The sequence below is a fragment of the Acetatifactor sp. genome, assembly GCF_982438285.1.
The window spans coordinates 1-15,003 of sequence record NZ_CEWDFQ010000036.1 but is presented as its reverse complement, the minus strand read 5'-3'; the positions used below and the strand labels follow the sequence as shown (position 1 = coordinate 15,003).

Sequence of the window (15,003 nt, the reverse complement as noted above, 5' to 3'; positions counted from 1 at the left end):
AGATAAAATATATCATTGCAGTACTTAAAATCTTGTGATAGCATGGTAAGACATCAGAGAGGAAGGAAATTGCAATGACAGGTACAACAGTAAGCGAAAAATACAAGAAATCTTATTTTATGCCCCCAGAGGTGACCTATGACTGGGTGAAAAAGGACAGCATTGAGAAAGCCCCCATTTGGTGCAGTGTAGACTTAAGAGACGGCAATCAGGCGCTGGTGGAGCCTATGAGTCTGGAGCAGAAGCTGGAATTCTTTAAGCTGCTGGTAAAGCTGGGCTTCAAGGAGATAGAGGTGGGCTTTCCGGCATCCTCGGATACGGAATACAACTTTATCCGGGCGCTGATTGAGCGGGATATGATTCCTGAAGATGTGACCATACAGGTGCTCACCCAGGCCAGAGAGCATATTATCCGCAAGACCTTTGAGGCGGTAAAGGGCGCGCCCCATGCGGTGGTGCATTTATACAATTCCACCTCTGTAGAGCAAAGGGAGCAGGTATTTCACAAGGATAAGGAAGCGGTGAAAAAGCTTGCGGTGGACGGCGCGGTAATGTTAAAAAAGCTGGCACAGGAGACGGAGGGGAATTTCACCTTTGAGTACAGCCCGGAAAGCTTTTCCCAGACAGAGGTGGATTATGCCCTGGAGGTCTGCAACGCGGTGCTGGATGTGTGGCAGCCCGGGGAAAACCAGAAGGCCATCATCAATCTGCCAACCACGGTACAGGTTGCCATGCCCCATGTGTTTGCCTGCCAGGTGGAATACATGCACAAGCACTTAAAATACAGGGAAAATGTGGTGCTTAGCGTACATCCCCACAATGACAGGGGCTGCGGCATCAGCGATGCGGAATTCGGCATTCTGGCCGGAGCGGACCGGGTGGAGGGCACCCTGTTTGGCAATGGAGAGCGGACTGGAAATGTGGACATTGTCACGCTGGCGTTAAATATGCTGTGCCACGGCGTGGAAAGCGGGCTTGATTTCTCCCGGATTATGGAGGTCAGGGAGGCCTATGAGAGATTTACAGGCATGAGAGTGCATGAGAGAACCCCTTATGCAGGGGATCTGGTGTTTACCGCCTTTTCCGGCTCCCATCAAGACGCCATCAGCAAGGGCATGGCATGGCTTAAGGCGGGAAAGAGCGGAAAACGCTGGGATGTTCCTTATCTGCCCATCGACCCCTCCGATGTGGGAAGAGAATATGAATCCGATGTAATCCGTATCAACAGTGTCTCGGGAAAGGGAGGCGTGGCCTTTGTGCTGAAGCAGCAGTTTGGCTTCTCCCTTCCGGCAGAAATGAAGGAAGAGGTGGGATACCTGATAAAGGGTGTGTCCGATAAGCGGCATCAGGAGCTGCGCCCGGGGGAAATCTATACGATTTTTGAGGAAAACTATATCACGCCCCGAATGGTCTTTGATGTGCCGGAGTGCCATTTCAAGCAAAAGGACGGCATCATTGCGGAGGTGACCATAGCCCAGAAGGGTGAAAGCAGAGTGGTTACTGCCGCAGGAAACGGCCGGCTGGATGCGGTAAGCAATGCGGTGAAGCTCTTTTTCGGCATGGATTACGAGCTTTCCGTTTATGAGGAGCATGCCGTTTCCACAGGCTCCAGTGCAAAGGCTGCAGCCTATGTAGGCATTGTTCACGATGGAAAGTACGACTGGGGCGTAGGCTTGGACGAAGATATCATCAAGGCTTCCATAGCGGCGTTAGTATCTGCGGCCAATAAGCTGGCTGCATCCCAGCACATCCGCGAAGGAAGAGAAGAGAGAATTGTGGAAATTATGGGCTTTATAAAACAGCATTACACGGATGTGACCCTGGAGGGCCTTGCAAAACAATTTCACCTTTCCAGCCCCTACATCTCCAAATATATCAAGGAAAAATCAGGCATGACCTTTCAAGAGGCAGTAAAGGAGGAGCGGCTGAAAAAGGCAAAAGCCATGCTCAGGGAAACAGCCCAGACTGTGGAAACCATTGCGGCCAATGTGGGATATGAGAACGTGGAGCATTTCAACCGCCTGTTTAAAAAGACCTATCATGTGACGCCTGTGCAGTACCGCAGGCAGGCTGTAAAATAGCTGTAAAAGTAAAATAAGGGAAGCATCGAACAGCTTAAAGCCGACAGTCAGATGGAATGGATTGGCTGTATGAGCAATATCTGACAAAGGGCAGAGGAAATTGTCAATATCGAATTAATCTTTTCCTAAATAAAATACGGCATATAATAAATGAGCGGCGCTCTGATCTGGAGCGCCGCTGATGTTGATTAAAGATATTTTTGCAGAATCGAATCTTTTTCTGCTTTTAGTACGCTCAATTGGGTATGCAGTTTAGAAATTTCAGCCTTCTTGCAGGTAATCTCGTTCGCAATTTGCTGCTGCTCCCTAATGGGAGGTATCGGAATTTGGAAGTCCAGAACTTTCTTCTTATCCGCTCTCGGCATTTTTGTTTTGCTTCCGATATTTTGCATCTCATAATCAAAAAATTGGTCGGTAGATAAAAAGCCAAAAACATATCCGGGAACAGCTTTTTTTTCATCCACTACCAAGACCAGCACATCACCAGAAGCACCACCGTGATTATCCGCAAGCCACGCCTTTTTCAAATATGGCCGAATATTGGAAAGCAAAATATTTCCTGGATGGTATGCGGTTACTGTTCCAGATGTCGGAACAAAATCAGACATCCGTTTTCCGGCCACATCGGGAAGAAGGTTATCAACACCGACATAGGTATCCTGATTTAAGGTTTTGGCATCGACCCTTTCCGTGGAATATGCCGCAACTTCGCGCAACTTCACAAACTCGGCCGTATTTCTCCGACATTGTTCAATATATACCGCAATTTCCGTCTGAATACCATTTATAGCCGCCTGAAGCCTCTGATTCTCTTTCTCACATTGTTCGATTTCTGCTACAATTTTTTGTTGAATATCCAGTGGAGGGAGGGGAATTTTTAAATTTGACGCTTGGGGCACTGTAAGCTGTGGCGTAGTCTTTCCAAACGTGCCAATTCCTGCCCACGTAATGGCCGCTTCCAAATATTTTGGCAGAATATACTCGACCTTTGGTTTTACAACAAGTAAGCGAATTACAGGCAAGAACGGCTCATTCCGCAATTTGGGAAACCCAATTGTCCCACGTGCACAAATTGTAACGCACCCAGCTTCACCTCTTGCATAATCTTGGCTGGTATATCCATAAAGGCCATCGCTTTCCACTCCGTTTGAATAGATTGGGATGGGATAGTCTTCTGATTTTTCCATCGAAAAATTATTCTTTGGTACATCTCCGCCAGCATATATTGTCTCCGAAATAGATGATAGTGTCACAAATGGATATTGAGAAATATTTCTGGTGGTTTTTCCCAAATTTATGACCTTGTTGAATTGATTTGTTCCATATTCAATAAACTGATATAGCTGACCATAGTGAATATTCTCCGTTAGTTCCGATGCAATCTGAATCTGTTTGCCCAGAAACGATTGATAAATATAACTGCTGGCCTTCTTTGGGTTTAACGGATCGGTTTCGTCATACAGTTTTGTCCCTCCAGGAAGAAGATGTAAACCTTCGTGCCCGCGGCGCTCACTGAATTCATAACCGAGGAATTTCTTTTCTTCTTTTCCTGTCCCCGTCTTGATCAAGACAATGGTTTGATTGTAGGTCAACAAAAAGTATAGCAGCTTTTCCTTTTCAACTTCGATTGCATTCGAACAATAATCTTCGCCGAACGTTTTTATATAATCCCCATAAAGTTCGTGGGTCTTAGCCGCTTCGCTGGGAGCTCCATTGAACAAGCTGATATAGTCCTCAAAGGCTAGCCGGTCATATACATTTGACACATAGACTGAAAAGGCATTTTCAATGCCAGAAACAGTGACATCATGATATGAGGCAAAAAATCGGTCAATGGCTCGGCTGATATTGATGTAGTCATCATTGCTGCGGCGCTCTAAGAACAAGATAACTGTACTGGTGCTGGTCTTCATAAAAGTATTAGAACCCGCCTCAACAATTGCCTTTATTTTGAAGTACTTCAAGAGAATTGCCCGTGCCTTTGCATGAATACCGCTGTTTGTCAAAATAGAAATTGGTAAAATAACCGCTGCCCAGCCGCCAGCCTTTAGAAGCTGTTTCATGCGCTCTACAAAAAGACATTCAATCTCAGAACTGTTGTCAGTAAGGCCTGAATACAGTTCAAAAGATTCCTCCCCGTATTTAATTGTGCTTTTGAATGCGTCAACAGAATATGGAGGATTCGAAATTAATATATCAAATTTTCCATTATCTCGTCCGCCGTTTCCAACAAGTTTACCTCTAAATACTTCTGATTTTGTAAAACTGTCTAAGCCATTAGCCCAAACAATGTTGGCTTCTCCATCGCCATTAAAGAACGCACTGACTTTTGCGGTTTTCACCAACCGATTATCTAAGTCAATTCCATATACATAGTCTTTGGCCCAAAGGAATTTCGTAAAACCTTGCCATGACTGGATAAGATTCTTAATCCTCGGAGAAGTACGGGAGATATCAATCTTTTTGTCAATGATTTCTTGCATTTGGGCCATATACTCAGTCAAGAAATGACCGCTTCCACAGGCATAGTCAATGACAGTCGGCAGCGGTTCGTCTTGCCTGCCATCAACACGTTTTTGGACAAGCTCAGCTAACGGCATGGAAGAAATAATAAATCGGGTAATCGGAACAGGAGTAAAAAACTGTCCCGCCTCCTGCTTCATACTAGTGTTAAGCAAAAGCTCAAAGAAGTTTCCCAAAAATTCATGCTTTTGCTCATAGCGGAATTTATATGCCTGAAGCAGTTCAACAATCTCATGCACAACTTTTGCGTTTAGTTCGAATGTCCTGTCGTCTTGAACCTCGACAAAAGCAAAATTAGGACTTTTCTTTAGGCGGGTGTCCGTATACATTTTCATGATCCACTGTTTTGTAAGAGAATCTTCAACGTTCGCTAATTTTTCGGATACTTCACGCTGTTCATAGTCAATTACTTCAATTTCAAGGAAGCGTCGCATTCCCCTTTTATAAAGGTCATTCAAACGCAATTGAAGGCTTTCATCGGAATCATTTTCCAACCACTGGAATTCCAATTCATCCTCTGGGTTTTTATCTGCTTCATCGATAATCTTGCAGACAAAAAGATTTAACAGCTTGTTAAAGGCATTTGGCTTATCAGAAATGGCATTATGACGCAAAATCTCCATAATTTGGTTATAGATTTTGCCGCTGTGTTCTTCCTTGAGCGTTTCTAATTTGCCATAGGTAAGCGACCTGTGTTTGACATCATAGGGCGCGGCATAACTGTCAAAAATACCGTTGTCCTTGAAAATTTTATTCCAGTGATCATAAATTTCCTTGACGCCAGATAAACTTACCCATGCCGGATCAACGTCAACAATTATGTTCCTGCGTTCTCTAGTATCGTTTATTTGGGAGGCATAAAGACATAAAAATCTGGCAGCCCTGTCATTTGCATAATATGTAAATAACTGGCCGCCGTTTTTCAACATTTTGGATTGTTCTTTATCAAACTCCGCTCCCCAAGTTTTGCATTCGATCATCAAAAAAGGCACACCATCAACAGACTTGACTAAAATATCAAGTCTGCCCGAACGTCCATGACCTGAAGGATAAGTCTTTTCCAACTCGATGCAGGATGGGGTATAACCCTTTTCCAGAAGGCTATCCACACACTCCAAAACAACAAAATTTTCGCTTTGTGAAAAATTACTGGTTGTTCTTTCCCACACTTTTATGGTAGTACCTGATGGATTTTCATCGGAATCATAAATGATTTTCTGATTGCTAAAATCCACCAAAATACAATACCCATCATGATTCTGGTAGCGTTTAAGATAAATTCCACTTTTCCCATCTTGGGGAGCGTACCCGAGTGCTGTAATCAGTCGCTTGATAGCATCTTCACTAAATTGCATGGATGTTCCTCCCCTCTATTTATACAGAGTGAGTATATCATAATTGTCCCAGACTTGCCAATATATATTATGAAAAATTTATCAGAATATTTTCGCATTTGAAAAATGGAAGAGCAATTAAGGCACATTATTCGCGGATTGCTTTCGGATGCTTCATTTATAGATAATTGGGACGACTGCTGGCTGCAATTGTTGGTATTGCCTTGTCCGCATGATTGTGCAAAAGCAGTAGCTACAGCAGAAAAAACAAAAGCGGTTTTTGGGCAATATGTACACATCACTCCGGAAACATCCATCCTGCGTATTCCAGAATGGACTGTTTTTCCGCCCGCTTGTCACTTTGCTGTATCTGCTTGCGGTAATCCCTGGGGGACGTCTGCATGATTTTGATAAAGCAGCGGTTATAGCTGGACACGGAGTGGAAGCCCACCATTTCTGAAATCTCAAGAATGGAATGCTCTGTGCTGCGCAGAAGGTTACAGGATTTTAAAATGCGGGTGTTATTCAGGTGATCAAGGGGAGAGGTTCCCATGATTTCCCGGAAAACTCTTCTGAAGTGGGTAGTACTCCAGTGGCACAGGTCTGCAAGATCATCCATGGAAAACTGCTGCATATAATTTTTTTCTATGTAATCCAAAGCGGGAGCAATGATCAGCGAATTCTCAGGGGGCTGCCCCTCCGGCTTGTCCCCGGCGCTTCCCTTGCTCTCCTCGTTTTCAATGCGGTAGAGCTGGATGTAAAGGGATAAAAGAAGTCCTCTGGCGCTGATCTGGTAGCTGGGGCCCTGATTTTCCAGCTCTCTTATAATATCCAGCACCAGCCGGTGAATATGGGGATATTCGTTTCCGCTCAGAATGTGCTTATAGCTGTGGAAATTGTAGGGCGCAAGATCATAATTTTTCCAGGTGGCAGGCAGCATATTCCGAAACAGCTCCTGGGGATCGAAGTAAACATAGGACCAATGGCTTTCCGTGCCCGGTGTGCTGTAGGTGGTATGCGGCACATTTCTGGGAATTACCGTGACGTCTCCCTCCTTAAAGGGACAGGGCTCCCCGTAAAATTCCATGGTGCCGCTGTGGGAATGGCAGATGCCGATCTCCAGACAGTTATGAAAATGAAGCCGTCCGCTGGGAATGTCGGATATTTTCCAGTAGTCGCCAGATAGCAGCAGTACGGGAAAATGAATGGGCAGATAATAATTTCGATACTCAATTACAGCGCTCTTTGGCTTTGCCATGAAATTCCCCCTTCCAAAATGAAATAAAAACAGAATAAATTGTAGCTGTTTTTTACTTCTATACTATATATAGCAATTTAATAGAAGAAAATCAACCATAATATTTATATGGAAAACGCATAAAAAGTGCGGTTTTTTAAGAAAAACGGGCTTTGATTGGCAGTTTGCGCATAAAAAGCAAATAATATGTAGATTTTATAGGCAAAAATTCCATGAAATCAAAAATGAAGGGGATAATAAATGGTCGTTTTTGCACGGTTTTATATGGTAATTGCTTAGAAAAAATTGCAAATGTGTATGATAATAGAGATAGAAAAGCAGAAAAATTATGCAAATTGACAACAAGATGTTGCATGTATTGGAGGAGGTTATGATATGGCGAAGAGTAAAGCTCCCACAGCGCCTAAGGTGAAAACCGGCACCAGCTGGAAAAATTCCTTGAAACGAGACTGGCAGCTGTATCTGCTGCTTTTGTTTCCCTTATTAATGGTGATTATTTTCAGCTACGCTGCATATCCGGGCCTGCGCATGGTGTTCATGGATTACAAGCCCGCCAAAGGCTATGACGGCAGCGAATGGGTGGGCCTTGAAACCTTTGTCAAGGTGTTCAAGGATGCGGATTTCCACCGGGCCTTACGAAACTCCATTGTATTTAACGTGCTGGATCTGGTGATCGGCTTTCCCATGCCGGTGATCCTGGCATTGATTTTGAACGAGCTTCGTTTCCCCAGGTTTAAGAAGGTGACGCAGACCATCCTGTATCTGCCCCATTTCCTCTCCTGGGCTATCATCGGCAGCGTGGCATATACCATGTTCCGCCCGTCCACAGGACTTGTGAATATGGCGCTTATGAATTTTGGCGTTATAGAACAGGGTATTCCCTTCCTGACGGAGAAGTTCCACTGGGCGGTGACCTATCTGCTCTTAAACGTATGGCAGACCATGGGATGGGGAACCATCATTTATCTGGCGGCCATCACCGGCATCAATGGTGAGCTTTATGAGGCGGCCATGATCGACGGCGCCAACAGATGGAAGCGCATGTGGCATATTACGCTCCCGGGCATCAAGGGAACCATCGTAACCATGCTGATTATGAACCTGGGACGTGTGATGAACAGCAACCTGGAGCGTCTGACAGCGCTGCAGAACAGCCAGGTAAAGGACTTCCAGTATCAGCTGGCGGTATACATATTTGAAAAGGGTCTGGAGAACGGCAAATTCAGCATGTCCACTACGGTGAACCTGTTCCAGTCCCTGGTGGGTGTGATTTTGGTGCTTTTGTCAGACCGGGTGGCAAAGAAGCTCGGCGAAGATGGTTTGTTATAGGAGGTGAACGCATATGGCTAAGAAAAAAGAAGAAGTGATTCGCGGCGCACAGACGTCATCTCCTGACGGCAGCAGAGCCATCAACAAATTCCGGGTCAGTGATTTTGTCATGATGCTGTTTATCGTGCTGCTCTGTGCCACCTGTGTGGTGCCCTTTGTTCATCTGGCGGCAAAATCCATATCCGGTAACAGCTTTGTAATTGCAAAACAAGTTTATTTCTGGCCCAAGGGCATTAACTTTGACGCCTATGTCTCCATTTTTAAGGATGGTAGCCTTGTCTGGGCCATGGGATACAGTGTGGTGGTAACTCTGATATTCACGGTGCTGGGCATGATCGTGTGTACCTGTGCGGCATATCCCTTGTCCAAAAAGAGGCTGAAGGGAAGAACCTTTTTTACCATTGTGCTCATGATCCCCATGTACTTTACCGCAGGTGTGATTCCTACCTACCTGCTGATGAACGACCTGAATCTTCTGGATACCATGTGGGTGTTGATCTGGCCCTTGATCTACTCCCCCTACAATATGCTGATCATGAAAACCAATCTTCAGGCCAGCATACCGGACAGCCTGGAGGAATCTGCCTTTTTGGACGGCGCAAGCAACCTGCAGATTCTCACAAGGATTGTTCTGCCCCTGTCCAAGCCCATTATCGCAACCCTCTCCCTGTTTTATGCAGTGGGACGCTGGAATGCTTACGCGGACAATATGTACTACATAAAAACAGACAGACTGAAAATGGTGCAGTATAAGCTGTATCAGATGGTGGCATCAGCTACGGAGGCGCAGACCGCCACTCTTTCCGAGCAGGCGGCGGTGACCAGTACCCCGGAGGTGCTGTCGGCAGCCAGCATCATGTTTGTAACCATACCGATTATCTGTATTTATCCCTTCCTGCAGAAGTATTTTGTGAAGGGAGCTATGATCGGGGCCGTGAAGGGCTAAAGGACGCCTTATCTTTCACAGGTAGTTTACCGGAGCTTTCCGGGTGTAAATAAACTATATATATCAAATAAGGAGGATACTATTATGAAGAAGAACACTCTTCAGAAAATTCTTGCCGCAGTGCTCACAGGCGCTATGGCAATGAGCATGCTCACCGCCTGCGGCGGAACAGAAGAAGCGGCAAATGATTCCGCAGCAGCTTCCACTGGCGCACAGAGCAGCGAGGCTTCTACAGATGCGGCTTCCACAGACACAGCAGCAGAAGCGGTTGCAGGAATTGACGGATGGGAGCCCTTTGCGGAAAACGTAACGCTGACCATTCCGGTTTATGACAGAGGCCAGGAGGGCGTTCCCGCCATCGGCGAAAACTATTGGGAGACCTGGATTCAGGAGAACTTCGGCGATGCCTACAATATCACCGTGGAGTTTGAGCCCATTACACGTTCCGACGTGCTTACCTCTTATTCCCTGCTGGCAGCTTCCCAGGATCTGCCTACCATCCTTATGGAGTATGACTATCCCAAGCTGGCACAGTGGGCGGCAGACGGCTATCTGACTACCTATGATATTGATCAGTTTGCACAGATTGCTCCTACCTACTACAACAGAATGGTGGAGAATGACCAGCTTCAGTATACGGAAATGAACGGCGAGCGTTATTTCGTTCTGGCTGAGAGACCTTATTACAACACCAACTATACATGGATTACCATGTATCGCCAGGACTGGCTGGAGCAGATTGGCTATGATGAGTATCCTGCCACCTGGGCAGAGGAGAAGGAAATGCTCCAGGCGCTGGTTGACGCAGGTATCTGTGAGCATCCTTATGGAGGCCAGATGATTACCGGCGCAGGCGTGGATCAGAACTATGCCTTCAGAACCTACCCTCAGGATGAGCTTGAGTGGGCAACCTATGGAGATTATGCGATTCCGGCTCTGGGCAGCGATGCAAACAGAGAGTATATCCGCAGAGAGAATGAGAAGTACAACCTGGGATACCTTGATCCGGAGTATTATATCATTGACCTGGAGACCGCGAAGGCCAACTTTGTAAATGGAAAGACCTTGCTGTACAGCAACTATATTTCTGCAGACATGGACTGGGTGACTGCATTCTATGAGCAGAATCCTGATGGAGACCTGGCAGTGAGAGTTTCCCAGAATGTGGTAGATGAGGAAGCGGGCACAGTGCCCTTCGCATTCCGTGCCAACAATCCCTTCGGTATGATGATCGGCTTCTCTTCTCAGGCTTCTGAGGATGAGATCAAGGCTGCCATGATGTACATGGAGTGGATGACGCTGGAAGACAATCTGTTCACCATGCAGTGGGGTATCGAAGGCGAGCACTACACTCTGGATGAGAACGGCCTGCCTGTATCCGTTGCAGATTACAGCGGCGACAAAACCCAGGGCTACGGCAACAACAAGGATTACTGGTGTGTAACCATCGAGGCGAGAAACGCAGGTACTATCGAAGATGTGATTGCAATGTCCTCACCTAAGGGAATTCCTGAGGACTTCACACAGGATATCATTGACAACTACTACGCTCAGGTAGAGCTTTACGAAGCAGGCTACGGCGTCAGCGACTGTAACTATTCTGTAGTAATTGAATCCGCAAGCGAGTATCAGGCATCTCTGCTTTCCCTGTACACAGAGTACAGAGATCAGCTGACCATGTGCAGCCCTGAGGAGTTTGACGCTTTGTATGATCAGCTGGCACAGCAGTATGCAGATGCAGGCTATCAGGAAATTCTGGATGAGAGAGCGGCAGCTTATGAGGCTGGCAACACCACCAAGCTTCCTGAGTAACTGTAACCGTCAAAGAAAACGCTGACAGTAAAAGAGCGCTCCTGATAAGCAGAGCGCATAAGCGAGAGCAGTAAAAGCAGCCCTCCGGCCCAGGCTGGAGGGCTGTAATTATAAAAAACTGCATTTATAAAATTTTCTTATGGGTTTACAGTTTTTAAAAATATTTCAGCGGTTTTTTATACTTGACTGAAATAAGGGATACTTTTACAGTAAGAGTATAAGAAAATTTTATAATACTGCAAGACAGTAGAAATGGAGGAATTATGCTAAAGCTGGAGTATGACAAACAGGAAGTCGAGCAGGTAATTGACAGAATTGTAAGAAAAACCATGAACATGGATCTGACCTGGGACTGGCCCTGCGGAGTGGCCTACTATGGGATCAGTGAAGCCTATGAAAAAACAGGTAAGGAAGAGTACCTGAAGCTTTTAAAGGATCGTGTGGATGAACTGATAGATCTGGGGCTCCCCAGAGTGTGGACGGTGAACGCCTGCGCTATGGGGCATTGCTTGATCACCTTATACAAGGCCACGGGAGAACAGCGCTATCACGATATTCTCATGAGCAAGGTGGAATATCTGACCAGGGAAGCGCTTCGGTTTGGGGACCATGTGCTGCAGCATACGGTTTCCGCCAACAATGATTTCCCTGAGCAGGCATGGGCAGACACCTTGTTTATGGCAGCGTTTCTTCTCCTTCGGGTAGGCGTCATGGAGAAGGATGAGGCCATGATCGATGACGCCCTGAACCAGTACTACTGGCACATTAAGTATCTGCAGAATCCCAGCAGCGGTTTTTATTATCACGGCTATAACAATATCACCAAGGATCATATGTCCGGAATTTACTGGGGAAGAGCAAATGCCTGGGCGGCCTTTACCATGTCACAGGTGAGCAATGTGCTGCCGGAGTGCTATCTGTATCCGAAATACATGGATGTAGCAGGCTCTCTGAACGAGCAGCTCTCAGCCCTTAAGACGGTGCAGACCGAAAACGGGCTGTGGCGCACGGTTCTTGACGACCCGGATTCCTATGAGGAAATTTCCGCGTCTGCGGGGATTGCGGCTGCCATGCTTACCAGAGGAAATCCTCTTCATTCAAAGTATATCAATAAGTCTATCAGAGGGCTTATGGATAACGTAAGCGAGGACGGCAAGGTGATGAATGTGTCTGCCGGGACTGCAGTGATGAAGGATGTGGAAGGCTACCGGGGTATTTCCAGAGACTGGATACAGGGCTGGGGACAGGGGCTTGCGCTGGCATTTTTCTCCACATTGCTGATCTCTGATCAAATAGAAAAGGACGGTGCTCTTTAAACATGTTTCGGCGGAATTTCCTGTTTGGCCAGGATTCTGGTACGGCAAATGTCATAGGTGTGAATCCAAGTGATTTTTACAAGCCTGGCAAGGGTTATGGATTTGTGGCAGAGGAGAATAGAGGGGAGCAGGAACTTCTTCAGATTTCGGAGCTCAATTCGGGCTTCGACACGGTTTACTGGTACCGGGATGCGTCTTTGACAGTGATAGAAGGGGATATAAACGGATGCTTTGTGGATTGTGGCCGTATACTTCAGGAGCTGGAGGAAAAGAATGGAGACCGCCAGGAGGGAGAGCGCCGAAGGCTTCCTCTTTCCTTCAAGGTAGACGTGCCCCGTCAGGGAAATTACAAGGTTACGCTTACCATCAGGACGCAGGAGCCTATGGACAATGTGCTGATATTTTCCGGAAGGCGGAGACTGAGCTTTCTGGGAAATATTCCCGGGGACACGGTATTTACCCACACTATGATAGTAAATGTGTGCGACATAGTCCCCCGGGGACAGACCCGTATTTATGCAGATACCACCCTGGATATCACCGTGGTGGCGGATAGGCCCAGAATCAGCAGTCTGGCGGTAGCAGAGGTGCTCTGCCCCACCATTTATATTGAAGGAGATTCCACTGTTACGGATCAAAGCGCCGATTATCCCTATGCCCCGGGCAGCAGCTACTGCGGCTGGGGGCAGATGATCACTGCATATCTGAATGATAAGGTGGGAGTGTCCAATCACGCCCACTCAGGGCTTACCACAGATTCCTTCCGAAAGGAGGGACATTATGCGGTGATCGACCAGTACAGAAAGCCTGGGGACTTTTTCTTTTTTCAATTTGGACATAACGATCAAAAGCTGGATGATCTGAAGGCCTCAGGGGGATATCGGGCCAATCTGGCAAGATACATAAACGAATGCAGGGACAAGGGAGGATATCCTGTTTTAGTGACGCCTGTGGCCAGGAACACCTGGAAGGGAAACGACGGCAGCTACAACGATCTGCTTGCGGAGTATGCGGAGAGCTGCCGGGAGATCGGCAGGCGTCTGGAGGTGCCTGTGCTGGATCTGCATCAGCGAAGCATGGACTTCATTCGGGAGCAGGGACTGGAGGAGGCAAAGGCTTACTTTTTTCCGGATGATTATACCCATACCAATGATTATGGGGCTTACAAAATGGCAGGCTTTGTGGCCCAGGAGCTACAGAAGGTGTGCAGCCGGCATCCTGAGCCAGGCTACTGCTTTTTGGCAAAATGTGTGACAGAAGGTTACGGGGAATGGAAGGCAAAAAGCCCTATTGTACTGCCTAAAAAGCCTAAGGCGTATGAGAATGTCACAAACCCTGTAAGAGCGCAGGCGCTTCTTTCTGAGGTGAAGGATTTGGAAAAAGAGGCCACAAGGGCAGACGTACTGGATATGATTATCAAAACAGTGCGGTTTTTTCCAACCAATGTATATAACGATATGTTTGTGGATGTGGTGGGGCATGAATGGTATGCGGGTACTGTGGAATGCGCTTATCAGAATGGGATGATAGACTCTCACTTGGTGGAGAAGGGGCATTTTTATCCTGAGAGGCCCGTGACTTTGGAGGAATTTGTGGTGCTTGCCATAAATGGCTACCGGAGCAGGAAACGCATTCCAAAGGAGGAGCCTTGCATATACGATCAGGACTGCAGTGCATATGCGAGGTCCTTTGTGCGGGCGGCCTGTGCCATCGGCATGCTTCCTTCGGAGGAGAAAGCCAATCTGCACGAAGTCATTACAAGAGCTCTTGCAGTGGAAATGTGCCGTAGAATGAATGTTTAGAAAATGAGGAGGAAGGAAAAATGGCAAAGGAAAAGGGCGGCTTTACCTTGCCGGGAGAGTCCGGCTATGAACAGCTCACTTTAAAAATGGCAGAAAAGTGGGGCGCGGATGTGATCCGCGACAGTGACGGAACCGTGCTTTCCGACGAAATCGTACATGCAGGCTACGGGATTTATTCCACCATCTGCATTATCAGAGATCACAATGAATGGGCCAGACAAAATCCGGATAAGCTGCAGCAGACCTTTTTGTGCACACCTGCCCGGACTGCTGTGGAGAGCAGTGTGACCATCGGGCTTATGGACAGCTTTTTTAAGGAGCAGTTTGCTGTCAATGACAGTGCAGAGGCATTCCCCTATTGGGAGGTTTATGACAGGACTGTCAATGAGAGGATAAACGGAGAAAACTGGAGCTATAATAAAGAGACGGGTACCGTCACCATAAGAAATATCACGCCCTTTCATAAGTATACTGTGAGCTTTCTGGCATACCGTATCTGGGAAGAGATTTCCATGTACAATCATACCACCAACCACTGGAATAAGGAGCATCTCATGCAGATTGATCCCAGGTATCCAGAAACCCAGGCCTATCTGCTGGAC

At 46.8% G+C, this 15,003-nt stretch carries 9 protein-coding genes; 7 read left to right on the top strand and 2 right to left on the bottom strand.

Features of this window, described 5'->3' with window-relative positions; genetic code table 11:
* The first annotated feature begins 74 nt into the window (after nt 1-74).
* On the top strand, nt 75-2,081 hold the full coding sequence (locus AC1WIP_RS03265; RefSeq protein WP_481140462.1) for a 2-isopropylmalate synthase: 2,007 nt from the start codon (nt 75-77) through the stop codon (nt 2,079-2,081).
* Between the two features lie 188 nt (nt 2,082-2,269).
* Here AC1WIP_RS03265 and AC1WIP_RS03260 read toward each other — a convergent pair whose 3' ends face one another.
* Together AC1WIP_RS03260 and AC1WIP_RS03255 are read right to left on the bottom strand one after the other, a co-directional pair.
* Nucleotides 2,270-5,959 carry an N-6 DNA methylase gene (locus tag AC1WIP_RS03260; protein ID WP_481140461.1) on the bottom strand — a complete coding sequence of 1,230 codons (3,690 nt, stop codon included), beginning with the start codon at nt 5,957-5,959 and terminating at the stop codon, nt 2,270-2,272.
* A 277-nt stretch (nt 5,960-6,236) separates the two neighbouring features.
* Complete coding sequence (locus AC1WIP_RS03255) at nt 6,237-7,196, bottom strand: AraC family transcriptional regulator (RefSeq protein WP_481140460.1); 960 nt, start codon at nt 7,194-7,196, stop codon at nt 6,237-6,239.
* Between the two features lie 375 nt (nt 7,197-7,571).
* Between AC1WIP_RS03255 and AC1WIP_RS03250 the strand changes: the two genes are divergently transcribed.
* The 6 genes from AC1WIP_RS03250 to AC1WIP_RS03225 all read left to right on the top strand — a co-directional run.
* Entirely contained in the window at nt 7,572-8,525 is a 954-nt protein-coding gene (locus tag AC1WIP_RS03250) for an ABC transporter permease (RefSeq protein WP_481140459.1), read from the top strand.
* A gap of 13 nt (nt 8,526-8,538) precedes the next feature.
* Entirely contained in the window at nt 8,539-9,471 is a 933-nt protein-coding gene (locus AC1WIP_RS03245; protein ID WP_481140458.1) for a carbohydrate ABC transporter permease, read from the top strand.
* 84 nt (nt 9,472-9,555) lie between these two features.
* A complete protein-coding gene (locus AC1WIP_RS03240; protein WP_481140457.1) occupies nt 9,556-11,283 on the top strand; it encodes an extracellular solute-binding protein in 1,728 nt (575 codons plus the stop codon).
* Nucleotides 11,284-11,546: 263 nt separating this feature from the next.
* Complete coding sequence (locus tag AC1WIP_RS03235; RefSeq protein ID WP_481140456.1) at nt 11,547-12,599, top strand: glycoside hydrolase family 88 protein; 1,053 nt, start codon at nt 11,547-11,549, stop codon at nt 12,597-12,599.
* A gap of 2 nt (nt 12,600-12,601) precedes the next feature.
* The gene (locus tag AC1WIP_RS03230; RefSeq protein ID WP_481140455.1) at nt 12,602-14,401 is read left to right on the top strand and encodes a GDSL-type esterase/lipase family protein; all 1,800 of its coding nucleotides are present in this window, start codon (nt 12,602-12,604) and stop codon (nt 14,399-14,401) included.
* A 20-nt stretch (nt 14,402-14,421) separates the two neighbouring features.
* Nucleotides 14,422-15,003, top strand: a 582-nt coding sequence (locus tag AC1WIP_RS03225; protein ID WP_481140454.1) for a 1,3-beta-galactosyl-N-acetylhexosamine phosphorylase N-terminal domain-containing protein, incomplete at its 3' end; no start/stop codon positions are given.

What these genes read in the sequence shown, in the direction of transcription:
- AC1WIP_RS03265 (WP_481140462.1), top strand. Translation starts at nt 75, where the DNA reads ATGACAGGTACAACAGTAAGCGAAAAATACAAGAAATCTTATTTTATG.
- AC1WIP_RS03260 (WP_481140461.1), bottom strand. Translation starts at nt 5,959, where the DNA reads ATGCAATTTAGTGAAGATGCTATCAAGCGACTGATTACAGCACTCGGG.
- AC1WIP_RS03255 (WP_481140460.1), bottom strand. Translation starts at nt 7,196, where the DNA reads ATGGCAAAGCCAAAGAGCGCTGTAATTGAGTATCGAAATTATTATCTG.
- AC1WIP_RS03250 (WP_481140459.1), top strand. Translation starts at nt 7,572, where the DNA reads ATGGCGAAGAGTAAAGCTCCCACAGCGCCTAAGGTGAAAACCGGCACC.
- AC1WIP_RS03245 (WP_481140458.1), top strand. Translation starts at nt 8,539, where the DNA reads ATGGCTAAGAAAAAAGAAGAAGTGATTCGCGGCGCACAGACGTCATCT.
- AC1WIP_RS03240 (WP_481140457.1), top strand. Translation starts at nt 9,556, where the DNA reads ATGAAGAAGAACACTCTTCAGAAAATTCTTGCCGCAGTGCTCACAGGC.
- AC1WIP_RS03235 (WP_481140456.1), top strand. Translation starts at nt 11,547, where the DNA reads ATGCTAAAGCTGGAGTATGACAAACAGGAAGTCGAGCAGGTAATTGAC.
- AC1WIP_RS03230 (WP_481140455.1), top strand. Translation starts at nt 12,602, where the DNA reads ATGTTTCGGCGGAATTTCCTGTTTGGCCAGGATTCTGGTACGGCAAAT.